This is a genomic window from Salinisphaera orenii subsp. halophila YIM 95161 (genome assembly GCF_003732545.1).
Lineage (GTDB): Bacteria > Pseudomonadota > Gammaproteobacteria > Nevskiales > Salinisphaeraceae > Salinisphaera > Salinisphaera orenii_A.
The window spans coordinates 1-15,807 of the sequence record NZ_AYKF01000046.1; the positions used below are offsets into that span (position 1 = coordinate 1).

Below are 15,807 nucleotides of genomic sequence, written 5' to 3' on the forward strand. Positions count from 1 at the left end.
TGGTGTTCACCGAACTGGCGATGCGCACCGCTCGCGAGGGGCGCTGGCGTGTGTGCCGACCGGACGTGTTCTCGGTGACGCGCGGCCTGCGGGCCGATCATCTCGCGCCCCGGGTCCACGAGATCAAGGTACGCCGCGCCGACTTGTTGAGCGAGCTGCGCGCCGACAAGACGGCCCGCTATCGAGAGCTGGCCGGTGAGTGCTATCTCGTGCTGGCCGAGGGCATCGCGGAACCGGAGGAGATTCCCACCGATTACGGCGTTGTCGTCTGGCGGGCGGAGCAGGGCTATACTCTGGCTCGGGCTGCACCGCGAACGCCGTGTCGCCTGGCCACCCGTCACTGGATGGCCATGGCACAGGCGACACCCGTCATCTGCGATGACGCCTCGCTACAGATGGACCTCTAAGGAGATACGCTTGATACGTCGCATGCGCCGGCCATGGTGACGCGCGCCTCGCGCTGGACACAGCGTCTGCTCGATTCCAACCACGGCCTCGCATGGCTCGGCGTGCTGTCGGCGATGGAGACGCTGATCCTGCCGGTTCCGATCGAACTGGTCATGGTGCCCTATATGCTCGCGCGTCCGGCACGGCTGTGGCTGATCGCGGCGGTCACCCTCGGCGGCTGCGTCGCCGGCTCGCTCATCGGTTACGGCATCGGTTTCTTCGTGTTCGATTCCATCGGCCAGTGGCTGCTGGACACGCTCGGCGCCGACGCCGCCTACGAGCGCTTCAGCCAGCGTTTCTCGAACAACGGTTTTCTGGCCATCGTCGCGATCGGTGTGACGCCGATTCCGTTTCAGGTCGCGCTGCTGGCCGCGGGGATCGCCGGCTATGCGCTACCGCTGTTTCTCGTCGCCGTGGGTCTGGCCCGTGGCCTGCGCTATTTCGGCCTGGCACTGCTGGTGTATCTGGTGGGCGAGCGCGCGCTCGCACTCTGGCGACGCCACGCCCTGCTGCTGGGCACGAGTCTGCTCCTGCTGATCGCGGGGGTGGTCGTCGGGATGCGGGTGCTGGGCGGTCCGTAAACCAGCCGATGCGCGGGCCGGGCGACTAGCGCTGCTCGGTCAGCAGTTCCTGGAGCACCACCGCGTTGTTGCAGTCGCGATCGCGTGCCGCGTACACGAGCGTCACCGGCGTTTCCAGCCGCTGCTCGTGCAGACGCTCGAGTTCGGCCCGCGCGGCGTCACTGCCCGCAAGCTCCTCGCGAAAACGGGCGCGAAAGGTATCGAAACGATCCGGATCATGGCCGAACCACTGGCGCAGCGACTTGCTCGGCGCGAGTTCGCGCGGCCACGCGTCGATCGCCGCGTCCGCCTTGCGCACACCGCGTGGCCACATGCCGTCCACGAGCACGCGGTGGCCGTCGCCATCGGCGGGCGGGTCGTAGGCACGCTTGATGTGAACGGGCGCGCGGCTCATGTCGGCATCCACGGGAAAAGGCCGGCTCGATCGATCACCGAGCCGGCCACTATCACGGCTAGTCAGCCTGCATCATCTTCTTCACGTTCTCCAGACCACCCGTGTAGACGCCGGTGATCACTTCCTGCGCCTTGGCGTCCTCGACGCCTTCGGCGGCATCGAAGTTGCCCGTCCAGACGATCCGCGAGGCGTTGCCGTGGGCCGCCTTCACGACGATCTCGGAGCGGTAGTTGCGCACGGGCAGCACGCCCTCGATGAGCCGATAGCTGTAGCTCATTCGGTCGTCGTCGCGGGCGACCAGTTCTTCGTCGATCGTGCCGCCGTCGCCGGCCAGCGTCAGATGCCGGCGGGCGCCCGGCTCGTTGTTCTCGCCCTCGACGATCTCCGCCGACTCGACGGCCGGGTGCCAGCGGTCGATGGCATCGAAGTCGCCGATGGCCTTCCATACCTTGGCCGGCGGCGCGTCGACGGTGATGCTTTCCTTGACGTCGATGCCGCCGGACGTCGCTTCGCTGCCGGTATCGTCCGCGGCGACCGCGGGGCCGCCGGCGAGCAGCAGGGCGGCGGCGAGTGTTGTAAGAAGACGATGGGTCATCATGGGTCCTCGTTATTATTGCTTGTGCCGTGGGCGCGTTCAGACCCCCGCCACGGCGGTACCGTCATGCCGTCGCCAACATCTCGGCGACATCGCGTATGGTACGCGGTATTCAAACGCTCAGCTTGTTCCGGCGAGGTTCGTCAAGTGCAGGAAAACCGCCTCATGTCGTCGCTTCATGCCGTGCGTGCCCGGCCCATGCTCGCCTGGCTGTCACTGGCGCTGCTGGTGCTGTCGGTTTCCGGCTGCGGCGTCAACAACATTCCCACCTACGACGAGCAGGTCAAGGCCGCGTGGGCGCAGGTGGAGAACCAGTATCAGCGCCGGGCGGACCTGGTGCCCAATCTGGTGGAGACGGTGAAGGGCTTCGCCGAGCAGGAGCGGGAGACGTTGACCGCGGTCACCGAGGCGCGCTCCAAGGCCACGTCCATTCAGGTCGACGAGAACGTGCTCGACAATCCCGAGCAGCTGCAGCGCTTCGAGCAGGCGCAGGGTGAACTCTCCAGCGCGCTCAGCCGGCTGATGGCCGTCTCGGAGCGCTACCCCGACCTCAAGTCCAACCAGAACTTTCTGGCGCTGCAGTCGCAGCTCGAGGGTACCGAGAACCGCATTTCGGTGGCGCGCCGCGATTTCATCCAGGCGGTGCAGAAATACAACACCGAACTGCGCACCTTCCCGGGCCGCCTCTGGCATACGCTGCTCTACAGCGACATGGAGCCGCACGCCACCTTCGAGGCCACCAGCGAGAACGCGGACCAGGCGCCCAGCGTCGACTTCTGATGCGCATGACGGCGACAACCCGATCCGGCGGGCGCATCGCGCTCCGGCCTCTGTGGGCGGCGATGCTCGTGCTGCTGTGTCTGAGCGCGACCGCCGCGGCGGCGCAGACCTTCCCCGAACTCACCGGGCGCGTGGTCGACAACGCCGACATGCTCGACGCGGCGACCGAGCGCGAGATCACCGACATGCTGGCCGCACACGAGCAGTCCAGCGGCGAGCAGGTGGTCGTAGCCACGCTGCCCGATCTGGGCGGCGAGACGATCGAGCAATACGGCTATCAGCTCGGCCGCGAATGGGGCATCGGCCAGGCCGACTCGGACAACGGCGCGCTGCTGCTCGTGGCGAAGGACGAACGCCGTGTGCGCATCGAGGTCGGCTACGGCCTGGAGGGGCGGCTCACCGATGCGCAGTCTTCGGTCATCATCGACCGCATCATCACGCCCGCGTTTCGCGAGGGCGACTTCGCTGGCGGCATCGAGCGCGGTACCGCGGCGATGGTGCAGGTGCTCGGCGGCGATCCGCTGGCCGAGGCGCAGCAGGGCGAATCCCGCGGCGAGGACGGCCCGTCGCTCGGCCGCGGCATCATGTTCTTCGTGCTCATGGTGATGATCATCGGCCTGTTCGGCGGCGGCGCCGGCGGTGGCCGCGGCCGTCGGCGGCGACGCGGCTTCGGCATTCTCCCGCTGCCCATCGGCGGCGGCTTCGGCGGCGGCGGTGGTTTTTCCGGTGGCGGCGGCTTCTCCGGCGGTGGCGGTGGTTTCGGTGGCGGCGGCGCCTCCGGCGGCTGGTAGGACGAGGACATGAGTCTGCTCAACGAGACCGAACGCAAACAGGTCGCCGACGCGATCACCGAAGTCGAGCGTCACACCGACGCGGAACTGGTCACGGTGCTCGCCGAACGTGCGGACGACTACCATTTCATCCCGCTGCTCTGGGCCGGCCTCGTGGCGCTGCTCGTACCCGGGGCGGCGCTGTTCTTCACCGGCGACCTGCACGCGCAAACGCTGCTGCTCATCCAGTGGGGCTGTTTCGTGATCCTGGGCGCCATCTTCCGCGTACCGCAGGTCGCCACGCGTCTGATCCCGCGCAGCATCCGTCACGGCCGTGCGGCCAACCTCGCGCGCCGGCAGTTTCTCGAACAGAACCTGCATCACACGGACGACGCCACGGGTATGCTGATCTTCGTCTCCGAAGCCGAGCGCTACGTGGAGATCATCGTCGACCGCGGCATATCCGAGCGCCTGGATGACGCCACCTGGTCGGCGATCGTCGACGACTTCACCGCCCATGTGAAGCGCGGCGAGACGCTGGCCGGCTTTCTCCACTGCATCGAGGCCTGCGGCACGCATCTGCAGGCGGCGGTACCGGCGACCCACGAACGTAACGAGCTGCCGAATCGGCTGATCATCCTCGATTAGGCTGGATCGGGTCGGCGGGGCGAGGCCGGAGCGGCGCCTGCCTCGATGGCGCCGAATCGCTGCAACCGCGGCGCGTGGGCTCGGCTCGCGTGTCGCGCGTCCTGATGGGGGCGGCCGCCCGCCGTCATCGAACGCGCGAACTTGGTACACTGCACGGCTTTTCTGTACCCGGGTGCAGGGGGCGATATGGCGGACGACAACCCGTTGGTGGGCGTGATCATGGGCAGCAAGTCCGACTGGGACACCATGTGCCATGCCCATGAAATGCTCGACACGTTCGGCGTGGCGCACGAATGCCGGGTGGTGTCGGCGCATCGCACGCCGGACGCCATGCGCGACTATGCGAACACGGCGGCCGATCGCGGCCTGGAGATCATCATCGCCGGCGCCGGCGGCGCGGCCCATCTGCCGGGCATGGTCGCCGCGCAGACGCTGCTGCCGGTGCTCGGTGTACCCGTGAAAAGCCGCGCCCTCAACGGCCTCGATTCGCTGCTGTCGATCGTGCAGATGCCGGGCGGCGTGCCCACGGCGACGTTCGCCATCGGCGACTCCGGCGCCCGCAATGCGGCGCTGTTCGCCGTGGCCATGCTGGCCGCGCACCGCAGCGAGCTGCGTGAATCGCTGGCGGACTTCCGGCAACGCCAGGCCGAGCAGGTCGGCGCGGACCGGCTGCCATGAGCCGGCCCATCCTCCCGGGCGCGACCGTCGGCGTGCTGGGCAGCGGCCAGCTGGGGCGGATGTTCGCGCTCGCCGCCCGCCGCATGGGCTATCGCGTGCACACCTTCTCGCCCGGCGACGACACGCCGATGGGGCAGGTCGCCGACCGCGAGGCGGTGGGCGACTACACCGACCTGGCGGCGGTCGCCGAGTTCGCCAGCCGCGTGGACGCGGTCACCTTCGAATTCGAGAACGTGCCGCACGAAGCCGCGGCCACGGCCGCCGAGCACGTCCCGGTGCGGCCCGCGGGACGCGTGCTGCACATCGCCCAGCACCGGCAGCGCGAGAAGGATTTTCTCGCCGGCGCCGGCTTTCCGACCGCGCCGTTCGAGCACGTCCCCGACCGCGCCACCCTCGACGGCGCGATCGCGCGGCTGGGCACGCCCTGCGTGCTCAAGACCGCGGGCTTCGGCTATGACGGCAAGGGTCAGGCGGTGATCGACACGCCGTCAGAGGCCGATGCGGCCTGGGCGGCCATCGGCGCCGGCGAAGCCGTGCTCGAGGGTTTCGTGGACTTCGAGCGCGAGATCTCCGTGGTCGCCGCGCGCGGCTGCGACGGCGCCTTCGCCCACTACGGGGTCACCGAAAACCGCCACCGCGATCATATTCTGGACGTCTCGATCCCGGATCCGGACATCGACCCGGCGATCGCCGACGAGGCCGTCGCCATCGCCCGCGGCGTGCTCGAGGCGCTGGACGTGGTCGGCGTGCTCTGCGTGGAATTCTTCCTCGGCCGGGACGGTACGCTGCGGGTCAACGAACTCGCACCGCGCCCGCACAATTCCGGCCATTTCAGTTTCGATGCCTGCGTGACCAGCCAGTTCGAACAGCAGCTGCGTGCGGTCTGTGCGTTGCCGCTGGGGGATCCGCGCCGACTGCGGCCCTCGGCCATGGTCAATCTGCTCGGCGATCTGTGGGCCGCCGGCACGCCGAAATGGTGGCATGCGCTCTCCGACCCCGCGGTCAAGCTGCACCTCTACGGCAAGGCCGAGCCCCGGCCCGGGCGCAAGATGGGTCATCTCGTGGCTTTCGGCGACAACGGCGAGGACGCCGCTCGTCGCGCGATCGCCGCCCGCGAGGCGCTCGCAGTCGACGCCGGAGACTGACCGTCCAGCCGCATGGCGGCCAGGCCTCCCGGTGGCGCGACACGGCCGAGCTCGCGGCCGCTCGGGTATGTCGCGGTGTCAGCGGCGACTTATGCCGCGCTCGCGCCGCGCTCTCCGGCGGTCCGAGCCGCCGGCCTCGATGAACGCCTCATCCGGCGGTTCGAGCACGTCGCGAGTCGCAGGCTTTGCGGGCCCCATGGGCCCGAATTCTGGACCGACGCACGAGGTCAATCGCACGTCCCAACCGAGAGTGACCGCGGGCCAAACGCCCAACCGAGCGGTCGCGAGATGCGCTGTCCTGTTTTCTAACCTTCACGGTCGGCGCGTTAGTTGGCGACGAGCGAACCTGCGCACAGGGCATTCCGCACTTACGAGGACGCCGCGACGCCCGCGAATGCCTGGCCTGGATACGTGCGCCGGTCGGGGCGCGACGGCCTCAGCCCGCAGGCCGCTAACGATACTCGGCGTTCAGAGCCCAGAGCCGTGCCAGGGTCTCCGGGTCCGGCCGGCCGTCATAGCGGGCCGGTCGGAAATGCATCTGGAAGGACGTGAGCACGGCGTGGGTACGCTGGTCGCGTTCGCCGGTCACCGGCAGATCGTAGCCGTAACGGGCCAGGGCGCGCTGGATGGTGCGCATGTCCGGCATACGCTGCCGAAAGCGGGCGCGGTAGGTCGCGACACGGCCCGGATCCGGCCAGGCGCCGATACCGGCCTCGTGCAGGCGTTGCCAGGGAAAGGCCGGACCGGGATCGATCTTGCGCCCCGGCGAGACATCGGCGTGACCGAGCACGTTCTGCGGCTGGATGTCGTAACGCGAGACGAGATCGCGCAGCAGCACGATCAGTGCATCGATCTGGGCCGCGCCGTAGCCGGCCCAGACCTGCCCGCGCGGGCTCTCGTAGCGTCCCCGGTTGACGATTTCGATGCCGATGGAGCTGTCGTTGATATGCGACCGGTCCGCCCAGCTGCTGGTGCCCGCGTGCCAAGCCCGCGCCCGCTCCGGCACCAGCTGCCGCACGATGGGGGCGCCGCCGCGCTCCGGCGGCGCGGGGGCCACCAGATAGTGGGAGCTGACCGCCGGCCCGGTCAGCACCTGCACCGCGCGGGCTTCGTCGCCGCCGGTATAGTGCAGCACGAGAAACCGCACGCGCTCGTTGTAAGCCCGGGCGGCGGTGCTCTGATCGGCCCAGTAGCCGGGGCGTTCGTGCAGCGTGTCCGGCGCCGCGCAGCCGGCGAGCACGAGTGCGGCGGCCAGCACGGCCCACCGGCAAAGGTGGCGTTGGATCATCATCGGCGGTCAGCGGTCCCCGGGCGAACGCCCGCATTCTGTCAGATCGCGACACGCCGCGCCGGTGCGCGGGACGCCCGGCAGCAGCCGGGCCGTAGGCTTTAAACTGGCGGCCGCAGTCCGGCACGCCACACGCCATGCCCCAAGGTGAACCGATCCCCGAATCCCGCCGCTCACACCCGACCGACGACGACGCCGCGACCGGCGCGAACCCGGAGACCCGGCTCGCCGGCGTGCGCACGCGCGACCGCCATCGTCTCGGGCGCCGACTCGCGCGCGCCCGGAGCGCAGAGGCCCGTGCCGCCGTGGCCGCGGAGATCGAGGCCAGCGCCGAGGCGGTTCGCACACGGCTCGATGCCCTGGGCACGATCACGCTGGCCGACGATCTGCCCGTCAGCGGCCGGGCCGAGGAGATCGCCGACGCCGTGGCCTCGCATCAGGTGGTCGTGGTCTGCGGCGAGACCGGCTCCGGCAAGACCACGCAGCTGCCCAAGATCCTGATGCAGGCCGGCATCGGCGCCCGCGGGCTGATCGGCCACACCCAGCCGCGGCGCCTGGCCGCGCGCAGCGTGGGCCAGCGCGTGGCCGAGGAGCTCGGCAGCGAGTTCGGCGGGCTCGTCGGCTTCCAGACGCGCTTCGAGAACCGCCTGTCGGATGCCACCCAGCTCAAGCTGATGACCGACGGCATCCTGCTCGCCGAGACCGCGCGCGACCGCTTCCTGAACGCCTACGAGGCGATCATCATCGACGAAGCGCACGAGCGCACGCTCAACGTCGATTTCCTGCTCGGCTATCTCAAGCGGCTGCTCGCACGACGCCCGGATCTCAAGCTCATCGTCACCTCGGCGACCATCGATCCCGAGCGCTTCGCCGCCTTCTTCGACGATGCCCCGATCATCAACGTGGCCGGTCGAGGCTATCCGGTCACGGTGCGCTATCGCCCGCCGGCCGAGGGTCAGGACATGCCGGAGGCGGTCGAGGCCGCGGCGCGCGAACTCTGGCGCGAAGGCCCCGGCGACATTCTCGTCTTCCTGCCGGGCGAGCGCGACATCCGCGACGCTGAACGCCATCTGACGCGCGCGCTCGCCGGGGAGAAATACAGTCCCGAGATCGTGCCGCTCTACGCCCGGTTGACGCGCTCGGCCCAGAACCGGATCTTCAGCGCCTCCAACGGCCGGCGCATCGTGCTGTCGACCAACGTCGCCGAGACCTCGCTGACCGTCCCGGGCATCCGCTACGTGATCGATACCGGGCTCGCGCGCATCAGCCGCTATTCCACCGCGGCGAAGGTCCAGCGGCTGCCCATCGAGCGCGTCTCCCAGGCCAGCTGCAATCAGCGCGCCGGCCGCTGTGGCCGCGTGGCACCGGGCATCTGCGTGCGGCTGTTCGACGAGGCCGATTATCACGACCGCCCCGAGTTCACCGATCCGGAGATCCGCCGCACGAACCTGGCCAACGTGCTGCTGACGATGGCCGACCTCAAACTCGGCGACATCGAGTCCTTTCCCTTCATCGATCCGCCCGAACGGCGCTACATCAACGACGGCCGCAATCTGCTGGTCCAGCTCGAAGCACTCGCCGACGAGCGCATCACGCCGCTCGGACGCAAGCTCGCGCGTCTGCCGCTGGACCCGCGCATCGGACGCATGCTCATCGCGGGAAGTCAGCACGGCGTGCCCGCGGCCCTGCGTGTGCTGGCCGCCGGTCTGACCATCCAGGATCCGCGCGAGCGCCCGCCGGAACAGCGTGAGGCCGCCGACAGCGCCCAGGCGGCGTTCGCGGACGTGCGCTCCGACTTCGTGGGGCTGCTCAAGCTCTGGGACGCCTTCGCCGCGGCCCGGCGCGAGCACTCGGGCAATCAGCTGCGGCGATGGTGCCGCGATCGCTTCATCAACTTCATGCGGATGCGGGAGTGGGAGGATCTGGCGCGCCAGCTGCGGCGCATCGGCGGCGATCTGGGCCTGGACAGCGGTCCCGCCCGCGGGCGTCTCGCCGAGGCCGACTTCGTGGCCCTGCACCGGGCGCTGCTCTCGGGGCTGCTCGATCACATCGGCATGCTGGAGGACAAGGGCGTCTATCAGGGCGCGCGCGGGCGCCGGTTCCATATCTTTCCCGGCTCGGTGCTTTCGAAGAAGGCGCCGAAATGGATCGTGGCCGGCGAGCTGATCGAGACCAGCCGCCTGTTCGGGCACACCGTCGCCGGCGTCGATCCGAAGTGGGTCGAGGACGCCGGCGCCCATCTGGTCACGCGCGAGCACTACGACCCGCACTGGGAGAAGCGCCGCGGCCAGGTGGCCGCACGCGAGCGCGTCAAGCTCTTCGGCCTGACCCTGTCGGACGGGCGCAAGGTCGACTTCGCCCGCATCGACGCGGCGATCGCCCGCGAGATCTTCATCCGCGACGGGCTGGTGGCCTTCGCCGTGGCCGACAAGCGCGGCCGTCTGCCGGCGTTTCTGGAACACAATCAGGCCATCGTGGCCGACATCGCCGCCCGCGAGGCCCGCTTTCGCCGGCGCGATCTGCTCGTCGACGAGTCGACCCAGGCGCGCTTCTACGACGAGCGCCTGCCCGAGAGTGTGCGCGACCGCAAGACGCTGCAGCAGTGGCTTGGCGATCACGACGACACGACGCTGCGCTTCGACGAGGAGACGCTGCTGCGTCATGCCGGCATCGAACTGCCCGAGGACGCCTATCCGGAGACGCTGCGTCTGGGGGATACGCCGATCGCGCTCGAATACGCCTTCGAGCCGGGCACGCTGGCTGACGGCGTGACCGCGCGGCTGCCGCTGGCCGCCCTCAACCAGATGTCGGCCGAGCGCGCGGCCTGGCTGGTGCCGGGGCTGCTCGAGGAGAAATATCGTGAATACCTCAAGGCGCTGCCCAAGAGTCTGCGGCGCGCGGTGGTGCCGGTCCCGGATTTCGCCCGCGCCGCCGCCGAGCGCGTGACCTTCGGCGAGGGCGACCCGATCGCCGCACTGCGCGAGGCCGTGCACGCGATGACCGGCACCGAGATCCCCGCCGAGGTCTGGGATGACTTCGAGCCCAGCACTCATCTGCGCATGCGCTTCGCCGTGATCGACGACGCCGGCGCCGAGATCGCCGCCGGGCGCGATCTCGCGGCCCTGCGCGGTGAACTCGGCGGCCGCGCCCGGGAGGCGGTCAGCCGCGCCTCCGACGACGACATCAGCGAGCAGGGGCTGACCGATTGGCCGGCCCGCGACCTGCCGGCACACGTGGATCTGTCGCACGCCGGCGTCAGACTGCAGGCACGGCCAGCGCTCATCGACCGCGGCACGCACGTCGATCTGGAACTCATCGACGACATGACACGCGCCGATGCACTCCACCGCCAGGGCGTGATCCGCCTGCTGCGGCTGGCGTGTGCGAAGCAGTGCCGGCTGGTCAAGCGCGATCTCGACGGCTTCAAGCAGGCCGCGGTGATGCCGCTGCCCGACGCGCCCGAGACGCTGGCGGTGGATCCGGTGGTCCATGCGGCGCTGGCGACCGACCCCGAGCCGGCGCTGCTCGCCGATCTGCTCAACGCGCTCACCGCGGCCCGCCTGGGCGAGGTCCCGCGCGAGCGCGCCGGCTTCGCGGCCGGCGTCGAGGCCGTGCGCACGCATCTCATGGCGGACGCGGTCGATCTCTGGGCACGGCTCAAGCCCGCGCTGTCGCGCGCCGCCGCACTGCGCAAGCGGCTGTCCAAGAACATCGGCCTGGACTGGATGCCCGCGGTCGACGACATCCGCGACCAGATGGCCCATCTGCTCTATGCCGGTTTCATCAGCGACTGCGCGCAGCCCGCCCGGATGGGCCGAGACCTTGAGCGTTATCTCGCGGCCATCGAGCAGCGCCTGGACAAGCTCGCGCGCGAGGGCGCCGACGCCGATCGCGCCCGCATGCACGAGGTCGCGCCGTTCTGGCAGGACTACAAGCAGCGTGCCGAGCGTGCGCTCGCCCGCGGCCGCTGGCCCGACGCCCTCACCACGCTGCGCTGGATGGTCGAGGAATATCGCGTCCAGGTCTTCGCCCAGCCGCTCGGCACGGCGATGAAGGTCTCGCGCAAGCGCCTGGCGGCGGTTCAGGCCGAATGCTGAGGCGTCCGCACTTGCGCCGGCTAGACGTGGTTGCGGGTAGGGCGAACACCGCGGCGACGATCGCCGCCGGCCGTGGATCTCCGGTCGTCACACCGCAGCGACCGGGAGACGCCTGAGCCCATGTGCGGGCGTTTCGGTCTGACCACCGACCCGGCCGTCTTCGCGCGGCTGCTCGGTATCGAGGCTCGGCCGCCGGACGACGTCACCGGCTACAACATCGCGCCGGGCGCGTCGATCGCCGCCATCCACCGGCCGCGACCGCAGGAGAGACCCTGTTACGACCGCCTGTTCTGGGGCTTCATTCCGAGCTGGGACAGCCGCGGCCGTGCGCGGATCAACGCGCGCCTGGACAAGCGCGCGACGCCGTTCTGGCGGCGAGCGTTCGGCCGGCGTCGCGGCGTGATCCCCGCGGACTGGTGGTACGAGTGGCAGCGTCTCGACACGCACCGGCAGCCGTTCGCGCTGCGCCCGGCCGACGGCCAGCCGTTCTTTCTGGCCGCCGTCTGGTCGCGACCGGCCGCGCTGGCCGCCGATCACCGGGCCGCCGGGCAACGCTGCGCGGCGATCGTCACGCGTCCGGCGGTGGGCGCGGCGGCCGAGATACACCACCGCATGCCTTTGGTACTGGACGCGGCCGGCGCTCGGGACTGGCTGGATGTCGACATCCCGGCGGCGGACGTCGCCACGGCGCAGGCGAACAGGGACCTCACCACGTGGGCGGTGGGCACGCGTCTCAACCGGGCCGGCGCGCACGACGACCCGGCGCTGATCGAACCGATCGATCCCGCCCGGTGAACCGGCGCCGGGCGAGCGCCGTGTCACGATCACGGCGTTGTCTAGTAAAGTAGTGGCGTCAACTACAGGGGATTCGAAACATGTCGCAGCGTCTTGTCCAGGGGTTCGCCGTCGCGATGCTCGCTTTCTCGGCAGCGTTCGCGCCGGGCGCCTTCGCCCAGCAGCAGCCGTCCAACGCCGAGAACGTGGATGTCGAGGAGTTCGAGGACTGGCAGGTCCGTTGCCCGGAGAACGGCGAGCAGCGCTGCGAGATGACCCAGCTCGTTAACAGCCCCGAGTCCGGCGAGCCCATTCTGCGTATCGTGATGGGCTATCCGCCCGAGATCGACAGTGCGGCGATGATCCTCATCCTGCCGCTGGGTACCCGCCTGTCGCCGGGTGTGCAGTTCTCGGTCGACGGTAGCGAGCCGGAGACGTTTCCCTTTCAGATATGCCTGCAGCAGGGCTGTCGTGCGGATTTTCCCGTGGACGATGCGCTGCGCAACCGCATGCGCAGCGGCAGCAACGCGAAAGTCAGTCTCATCGGCCCGCGCGGCGAGCAGATCGATCTGACGGTCTCGCTGCAGGGATTCACCGACGCCGACAACCGTATCCGTCGCTAACGCCATGGGCCTGATACGCGTGGACGGCCGCGGCGGCGGCCGACGATGAGTGCGGATGAGGCTGCTGCGCCGGAGGGCGACGAACGCGAGTTCTCCTACGAGACCTTCGGTCGGCGATTCTTCGAGTATGCGGTCACCACGGAACGCGTCGAGTCGGCGCTGGCGAGCATCGCCGGCGACCGCATCGACGTCGGCCCGCGCAGTATCGGCCCCGGCGGTGTGGCGAGCATTACCGCGAGCGGCCACGTGGTGGCGCCCAAGGTGACGCCGCGCGAGGGCGAGGTCATCGCCTTCGACGTGACCCTGCCGGTGCATCTCGCCCTTGAAGTGCGGCTGGCCGGCCAGTCGCATCGCTTCGACGCCGACCTGCACGCCGATCTGCGCCTGACCGCGCGGGCGCTCGCGCCGCTGCGGATATTCATCGACGTGGCCACGCCCGCGGAAGCGGACGTGCGCGTGGAGGTCGCGGCCCGCGGTTTCGGCGCCAACGTGCTCAACCGGCTGGCGGACGTCGAGGGCGAACTCCGTCGCCACGTCGCGCACTATATCGCCGAGCAGATCGACGCGCCGCGCATCCGCGCCCTGCGCGACATCGACGTCGCCGATCGTCTGGAGCGCAGCTGGGCCGGCTGACGACGGACGAGGCCTTCGGTTCGTTTCCTGTCTCGCGCTTTTCACGGCGCATGCCGCCGGCGTATCGCAACCGCACGGCCCGGCCGGCCCGAAATCGTATGCCGACCGCGTGCGGGCCCCCGCGTACCGGTAACGCTCGGCGACTGGAACCGCCCTCAGCGCTCGGCCGGGCGCGCCGGCCTCCAGACGCTCTCGTTCGCGCCGGCCGCCGCGAAGGCATCCAGGTCGGCCAGAATATCGGGCAGCCGCGCGTCGAAAGCCGGCCGCTCGGCCAGCATCGCGGGCAGGGCGTCGGCCACCGGGCTGGCCCGCGCCAGTCGTGAGGCGACGGAGTCCAGCGCCCGTTGAATGCCGCTCGGATCGGCATAGCCGGCCAGCGTGGCGGCCAGTCCCCGCATTCGTGAGGCGGGCAGGGGCGCGGTCTGCGGCCACTCGGCGATCACCCGGCGCTGCGCGCGCTGTGCAAAGGCCACGAGACTGCCGTGCATGGCGGCCGGCCAGGCCCGCGCCAGGCTGTAGTCGAAGCCGATGTCCACGAGTATGCCGGCATAGCGGCGCAGCGGCGGCGGGAAACGGCGACGCATCGCGCGGTGCGCCTCGTGATCGTCGCTCACCCGGTCGATGCCGCGGTGCAGACGGATGCCGCGCTCGACGGCCGCGCCGTGACGCCCGTCGAGCCGTCCCTTGACCATGTCGCCGAGAATCTGGCCGGCGGCGGACGTGCCCGTGCGTTCGGCCAGATACAGGTGCACGAGCAGATTCACGGACGACGCCGGCGGGTCGGGCCACAGGGCCGGGTTCGGGGCGCATTCGCTCGGGATTCGTTCATTCGGGTGCCGTCATCGGGGTCGGTACGTGGGCGTCGCGCCGCGACCCCCGGTGATTTTTGTGCGACAGTACCGAGCTGGCACGAACACCGGGAGATAGAAGAATATGTCAGAAAACTGGTCTCAGGTGGATCCGGACGGACTGCTCGAATACTCCGTGGTCTACACCGACCGCGCCCTCAATCACATGTCGGCGCGCTTCCAGGATGTGCTGACCGACGTCTCGACGCTGCTCAAGGAGGCCTACGCGGCCCACTCGGCCGTGGTCGTTCCGGGCAGCGGCACTTTCGGCATGGAGGCGGTCGCGCGTCAGTTCGCCGGCGATCGGCGATGCCTGGTCATCCGCAACGGCTGGTTCAGCTATCGCTGGACGCAGATCCTCGAGATGGGCGACATCCCCGCGTCCCACGATGCGATTCAGGCGCGGCGCACGCATGACGATCTGCAGGCGCCGTTCGCGCCCGCACCGATCGACGAGGTGGTCGAGCGTATCCGAGCCGAAACGCCGGACGTCGTGTTCGCGCCGCACGTGGAGACCTCGGCGGGCATGGTTCTGCCGGACGACTATCTCAGGGCGGTCGCGGACGCCGTGCACGAGGTCGGCGGGCTGTTCGTGCTCGACTGCATCGCCTCGGGCGTGCACTGGGTCGACATGGCCGACACCGGCGTGGACGTGCTCGTGAGCGCACCGCAGAAGGGCTGGAGTTCATCGCCCTGTGCCGGCCTGGTGATGCTCGGCGAACGCGCGCGCGAACGCATCGAGCACACCACCAGCACGAGCTACGCCTGCGATCTGCGCAAGTGGCTCGAGATCATGGAAACCTACGAGAAGGGCGGGCACGCCTATCACGCCACGATGCCCACCGACGGCCTGACGCGTCTGCGCGAGATGATGCACGAGACGCGCGATTTCGGCCTCGCCGAGGCCGAGGCACGCCAGAAGGAGCTGGGGCGCCGGGTTCGCGCACTGCTCGAGAGCAGCGGCTTTCCCAGCGTGGCGGCCGAGGGCTACCAGGCATCCGGCGTCGTGGTCAGCTATACCGACGACCCGGACATTCGCTCGGGCAAGCGGTTCAAGGACGTCGGCATGCAGGTCGCCGCCGGCGTACCGCTGATGTGCGATGAAGGCGACGGCTTCAGCACGTTTCGCATCGGCCTGTTCGGGCTGGACAAGCTGACCGACGTCGATCGCACCGTGGCGCGTCTGGAAGCCGTGGTCGAGCAGATCGCCGCGCCCGTCGGCTGACGGCCGCGCCGCATTACGCCGATGTACGGCCCGCCCTCGCTGAAGACGACGGCGGGCCGTTTTGATTCCGGCCACCGCATCCGTGATCGCGCGAACGCGGACGAGGTGGATCGCGTGTCGCGTCCAAAACGCGCTCCGCCCGTAGCGCGCCCGAGGAGCCGAAACCGCCGCGGTCGATTCCGAAACGACGCGACACGCGGCAGCGCCCATGGGGAGCGCCATGGCGCACCCCATTCGGTCGACGAGCCCGGCAGGCGTTTCGTATCACCCGCCGTACGGCG

At 69.8% G+C, this 15,807-nt stretch carries 15 protein-coding genes and 1 pseudogene; 12 read left to right on the plus strand and 4 right to left on the minus strand.

Annotation, left to right across the window (positions count from 1 at the left end; translation table 11 throughout):
- Positions 1-407: pseudogene (locus SAHL_RS17730) on the plus strand (hypothetical protein); the annotation flags it as partial.
- A gap of 33 nt (positions 408-440) precedes the next feature.
- A complete protein-coding gene (locus tag SAHL_RS03005; RefSeq protein ID WP_245968364.1) occupies positions 441-1,028 on the plus strand; it encodes a YqaA family protein in 588 nt (195 codons plus the stop codon).
- 25 nt (positions 1,029-1,053) lie between these two features.
- Here the strand turns inward: SAHL_RS03005 and SAHL_RS03010 are convergent, their stop codons facing one another.
- Positions 1,054-1,422 carry a DUF488 domain-containing protein gene (locus SAHL_RS03010; RefSeq protein WP_123589976.1) on the minus strand — a complete coding sequence of 123 codons (369 nt, stop codon included), beginning with the start codon at positions 1,420-1,422 and terminating at the stop codon, positions 1,054-1,056.
- A gap of 58 nt (positions 1,423-1,480) precedes the next feature.
- Positions 1,481-2,017 carry an SRPBCC family protein gene (locus tag SAHL_RS03015; protein ID WP_123589977.1) on the minus strand — a complete coding sequence of 179 codons (537 nt, stop codon included), beginning with the start codon at positions 2,015-2,017 and terminating at the stop codon, positions 1,481-1,483.
- A gap of 198 nt (positions 2,018-2,215) precedes the next feature.
- Here SAHL_RS03015 and SAHL_RS03020 point away from each other — a divergent pair, with 198 nt between their 5' ends.
- The 5 genes from SAHL_RS03020 (at position 2,216) to SAHL_RS03040 (ending at position 6,038) form a co-directional block, all read left to right on the plus strand.
- The gene (locus SAHL_RS03020; protein WP_123589978.1) at positions 2,216-2,797 is read left to right on the plus strand and encodes a LemA family protein; all 582 of its coding nucleotides are present in this window, start codon (positions 2,216-2,218) and stop codon (positions 2,795-2,797) included.
- 5 nt (positions 2,798-2,802) lie between these two features.
- Positions 2,803-3,588 carry a TPM domain-containing protein gene (locus SAHL_RS03025; protein ID WP_123589979.1) on the plus strand — a complete coding sequence of 262 codons (786 nt, stop codon included), beginning with the start codon at positions 2,803-2,805 and terminating at the stop codon, positions 3,586-3,588.
- Between the two features lie 9 nt (positions 3,589-3,597).
- Positions 3,598-4,215 carry a TPM domain-containing protein gene (locus tag SAHL_RS03030; protein WP_123589930.1) on the plus strand — a complete coding sequence of 206 codons (618 nt, stop codon included), beginning with the start codon at positions 3,598-3,600 and terminating at the stop codon, positions 4,213-4,215.
- A 186-nt stretch (positions 4,216-4,401) separates the two neighbouring features.
- A complete protein-coding gene (gene purE, locus SAHL_RS03035) occupies positions 4,402-4,893 on the plus strand; it encodes a 5-(carboxyamino)imidazole ribonucleotide mutase (RefSeq protein ID WP_123589931.1) in 492 nt (163 codons plus the stop codon).
- Positions 4,890-6,038, plus strand: coding sequence for a 5-(carboxyamino)imidazole ribonucleotide synthase (locus SAHL_RS03040; RefSeq protein WP_123589932.1), 1,149 nt, complete (start codon positions 4,890-4,892; stop codon positions 6,036-6,038). The genes purE and SAHL_RS03040 overlap by 4 nt, the downstream gene beginning before the upstream one ends.
- A gap of 451 nt (positions 6,039-6,489) precedes the next feature.
- Here the strand turns inward: SAHL_RS03040 and SAHL_RS03045 are convergent, their stop codons facing one another.
- Positions 6,490-7,326 (minus strand): N-acetylmuramoyl-L-alanine amidase, encoded by an 837-nt coding sequence (locus SAHL_RS03045; RefSeq protein WP_123589980.1) that lies wholly within the window; start codon positions 7,324-7,326, stop codon positions 6,490-6,492.
- 137 nt (positions 7,327-7,463) lie between these two features.
- On the opposite strand from SAHL_RS03045, the gene hrpA reads away from it, so the two are divergent.
- The 4 genes from hrpA to SAHL_RS03065 all read left to right on the plus strand — a co-directional run bounded on the left by hrpA (position 7,464) and on the right by SAHL_RS03065 (position 13,453).
- Complete coding sequence (gene hrpA / locus SAHL_RS03050; RefSeq protein WP_123589933.1) at positions 7,464-11,423, plus strand: ATP-dependent RNA helicase HrpA; 3,960 nt, start codon at positions 7,464-7,466, stop codon at positions 11,421-11,423.
- A gap of 120 nt (positions 11,424-11,543) precedes the next feature.
- Entirely contained in the window at positions 11,544-12,218 is a 675-nt protein-coding gene (locus SAHL_RS03055) for an SOS response-associated peptidase (protein WP_123589934.1), read from the plus strand.
- 80 nt (positions 12,219-12,298) lie between these two features.
- Entirely contained in the window at positions 12,299-12,820 is a 522-nt protein-coding gene (locus SAHL_RS03060) for an invasion associated locus B family protein (RefSeq protein WP_245968365.1), read from the plus strand.
- 45 nt (positions 12,821-12,865) lie between these two features.
- Positions 12,866-13,453, plus strand: a complete 588-nt coding sequence (locus SAHL_RS03065; protein WP_123589935.1) for a hypothetical protein — start codon at positions 12,866-12,868, stop codon at positions 13,451-13,453.
- A 155-nt stretch (positions 13,454-13,608) separates the two neighbouring features.
- On the opposite strand, the gene SAHL_RS03070 is transcribed toward SAHL_RS03065, so the two are convergent.
- Positions 13,609-14,217, minus strand: coding sequence for an ACP phosphodiesterase (locus tag SAHL_RS03070; RefSeq protein ID WP_123589936.1), 609 nt, complete (start codon positions 14,215-14,217; stop codon positions 13,609-13,611).
- Between the two features lie 169 nt (positions 14,218-14,386).
- Between SAHL_RS03070 and SAHL_RS03075 the strand changes: the two genes are divergently transcribed.
- On the plus strand, positions 14,387-15,526 hold the full coding sequence (locus SAHL_RS03075; RefSeq protein ID WP_123589937.1) for an aminotransferase class V-fold PLP-dependent enzyme: 1,140 nt from the start codon (positions 14,387-14,389) through the stop codon (positions 15,524-15,526).
- Positions 15,527-15,807 lie beyond the last annotated feature (281 nt).

Bases quoted from the DNA above. Each gene is read 5' to 3' on its own strand.
- SAHL_RS03075 (WP_123589937.1), top strand. From the start codon at position 14,387: ATGTCAGAAAACTGGTCTCAGGTGGATCCGGACGGACTGCTCGAATAC.
- SAHL_RS03065 (WP_123589935.1), top strand. From the start codon at position 12,866: ATGAGTGCGGATGAGGCTGCTGCGCCGGAGGGCGACGAACGCGAGTTC.
- SAHL_RS03040 (WP_123589932.1), top strand. From the start codon at position 4,890: ATGAGCCGGCCCATCCTCCCGGGCGCGACCGTCGGCGTGCTGGGCAGC.
- hrpA (WP_123589933.1), top strand. From the start codon at position 7,464: ATGCCCCAAGGTGAACCGATCCCCGAATCCCGCCGCTCACACCCGACC.
- SAHL_RS03060 (WP_245968365.1), top strand. From the start codon at position 12,299: ATGTCGCAGCGTCTTGTCCAGGGGTTCGCCGTCGCGATGCTCGCTTTC.
- SAHL_RS03030 (WP_123589930.1), top strand. From the start codon at position 3,598: ATGAGTCTGCTCAACGAGACCGAACGCAAACAGGTCGCCGACGCGATC.
- SAHL_RS03020 (WP_123589978.1), top strand. From the start codon at position 2,216: ATGCTCGCCTGGCTGTCACTGGCGCTGCTGGTGCTGTCGGTTTCCGGC.
- SAHL_RS03015 (WP_123589977.1), bottom strand. From the start codon at position 2,017: ATGACCCATCGTCTTCTTACAACACTCGCCGCCGCCCTGCTGCTCGCC.
- purE (WP_123589931.1), top strand. From the start codon at position 4,402: ATGGCGGACGACAACCCGTTGGTGGGCGTGATCATGGGCAGCAAGTCC.
- SAHL_RS03055 (WP_123589934.1), top strand. From the start codon at position 11,544: ATGTGCGGGCGTTTCGGTCTGACCACCGACCCGGCCGTCTTCGCGCGG.
- SAHL_RS03025 (WP_123589979.1), top strand. From the start codon at position 2,803: ATGACGGCGACAACCCGATCCGGCGGGCGCATCGCGCTCCGGCCTCTG.
- SAHL_RS03005 (WP_245968364.1), top strand. From the start codon at position 441: ATGGTGACGCGCGCCTCGCGCTGGACACAGCGTCTGCTCGATTCCAAC.
- SAHL_RS03010 (WP_123589976.1), bottom strand. From the start codon at position 1,422: ATGAGCCGCGCGCCCGTTCACATCAAGCGTGCCTACGACCCGCCCGCC.
- SAHL_RS03045 (WP_123589980.1), bottom strand. From the start codon at position 7,326: ATGATCCAACGCCACCTTTGCCGGTGGGCCGTGCTGGCCGCCGCACTC.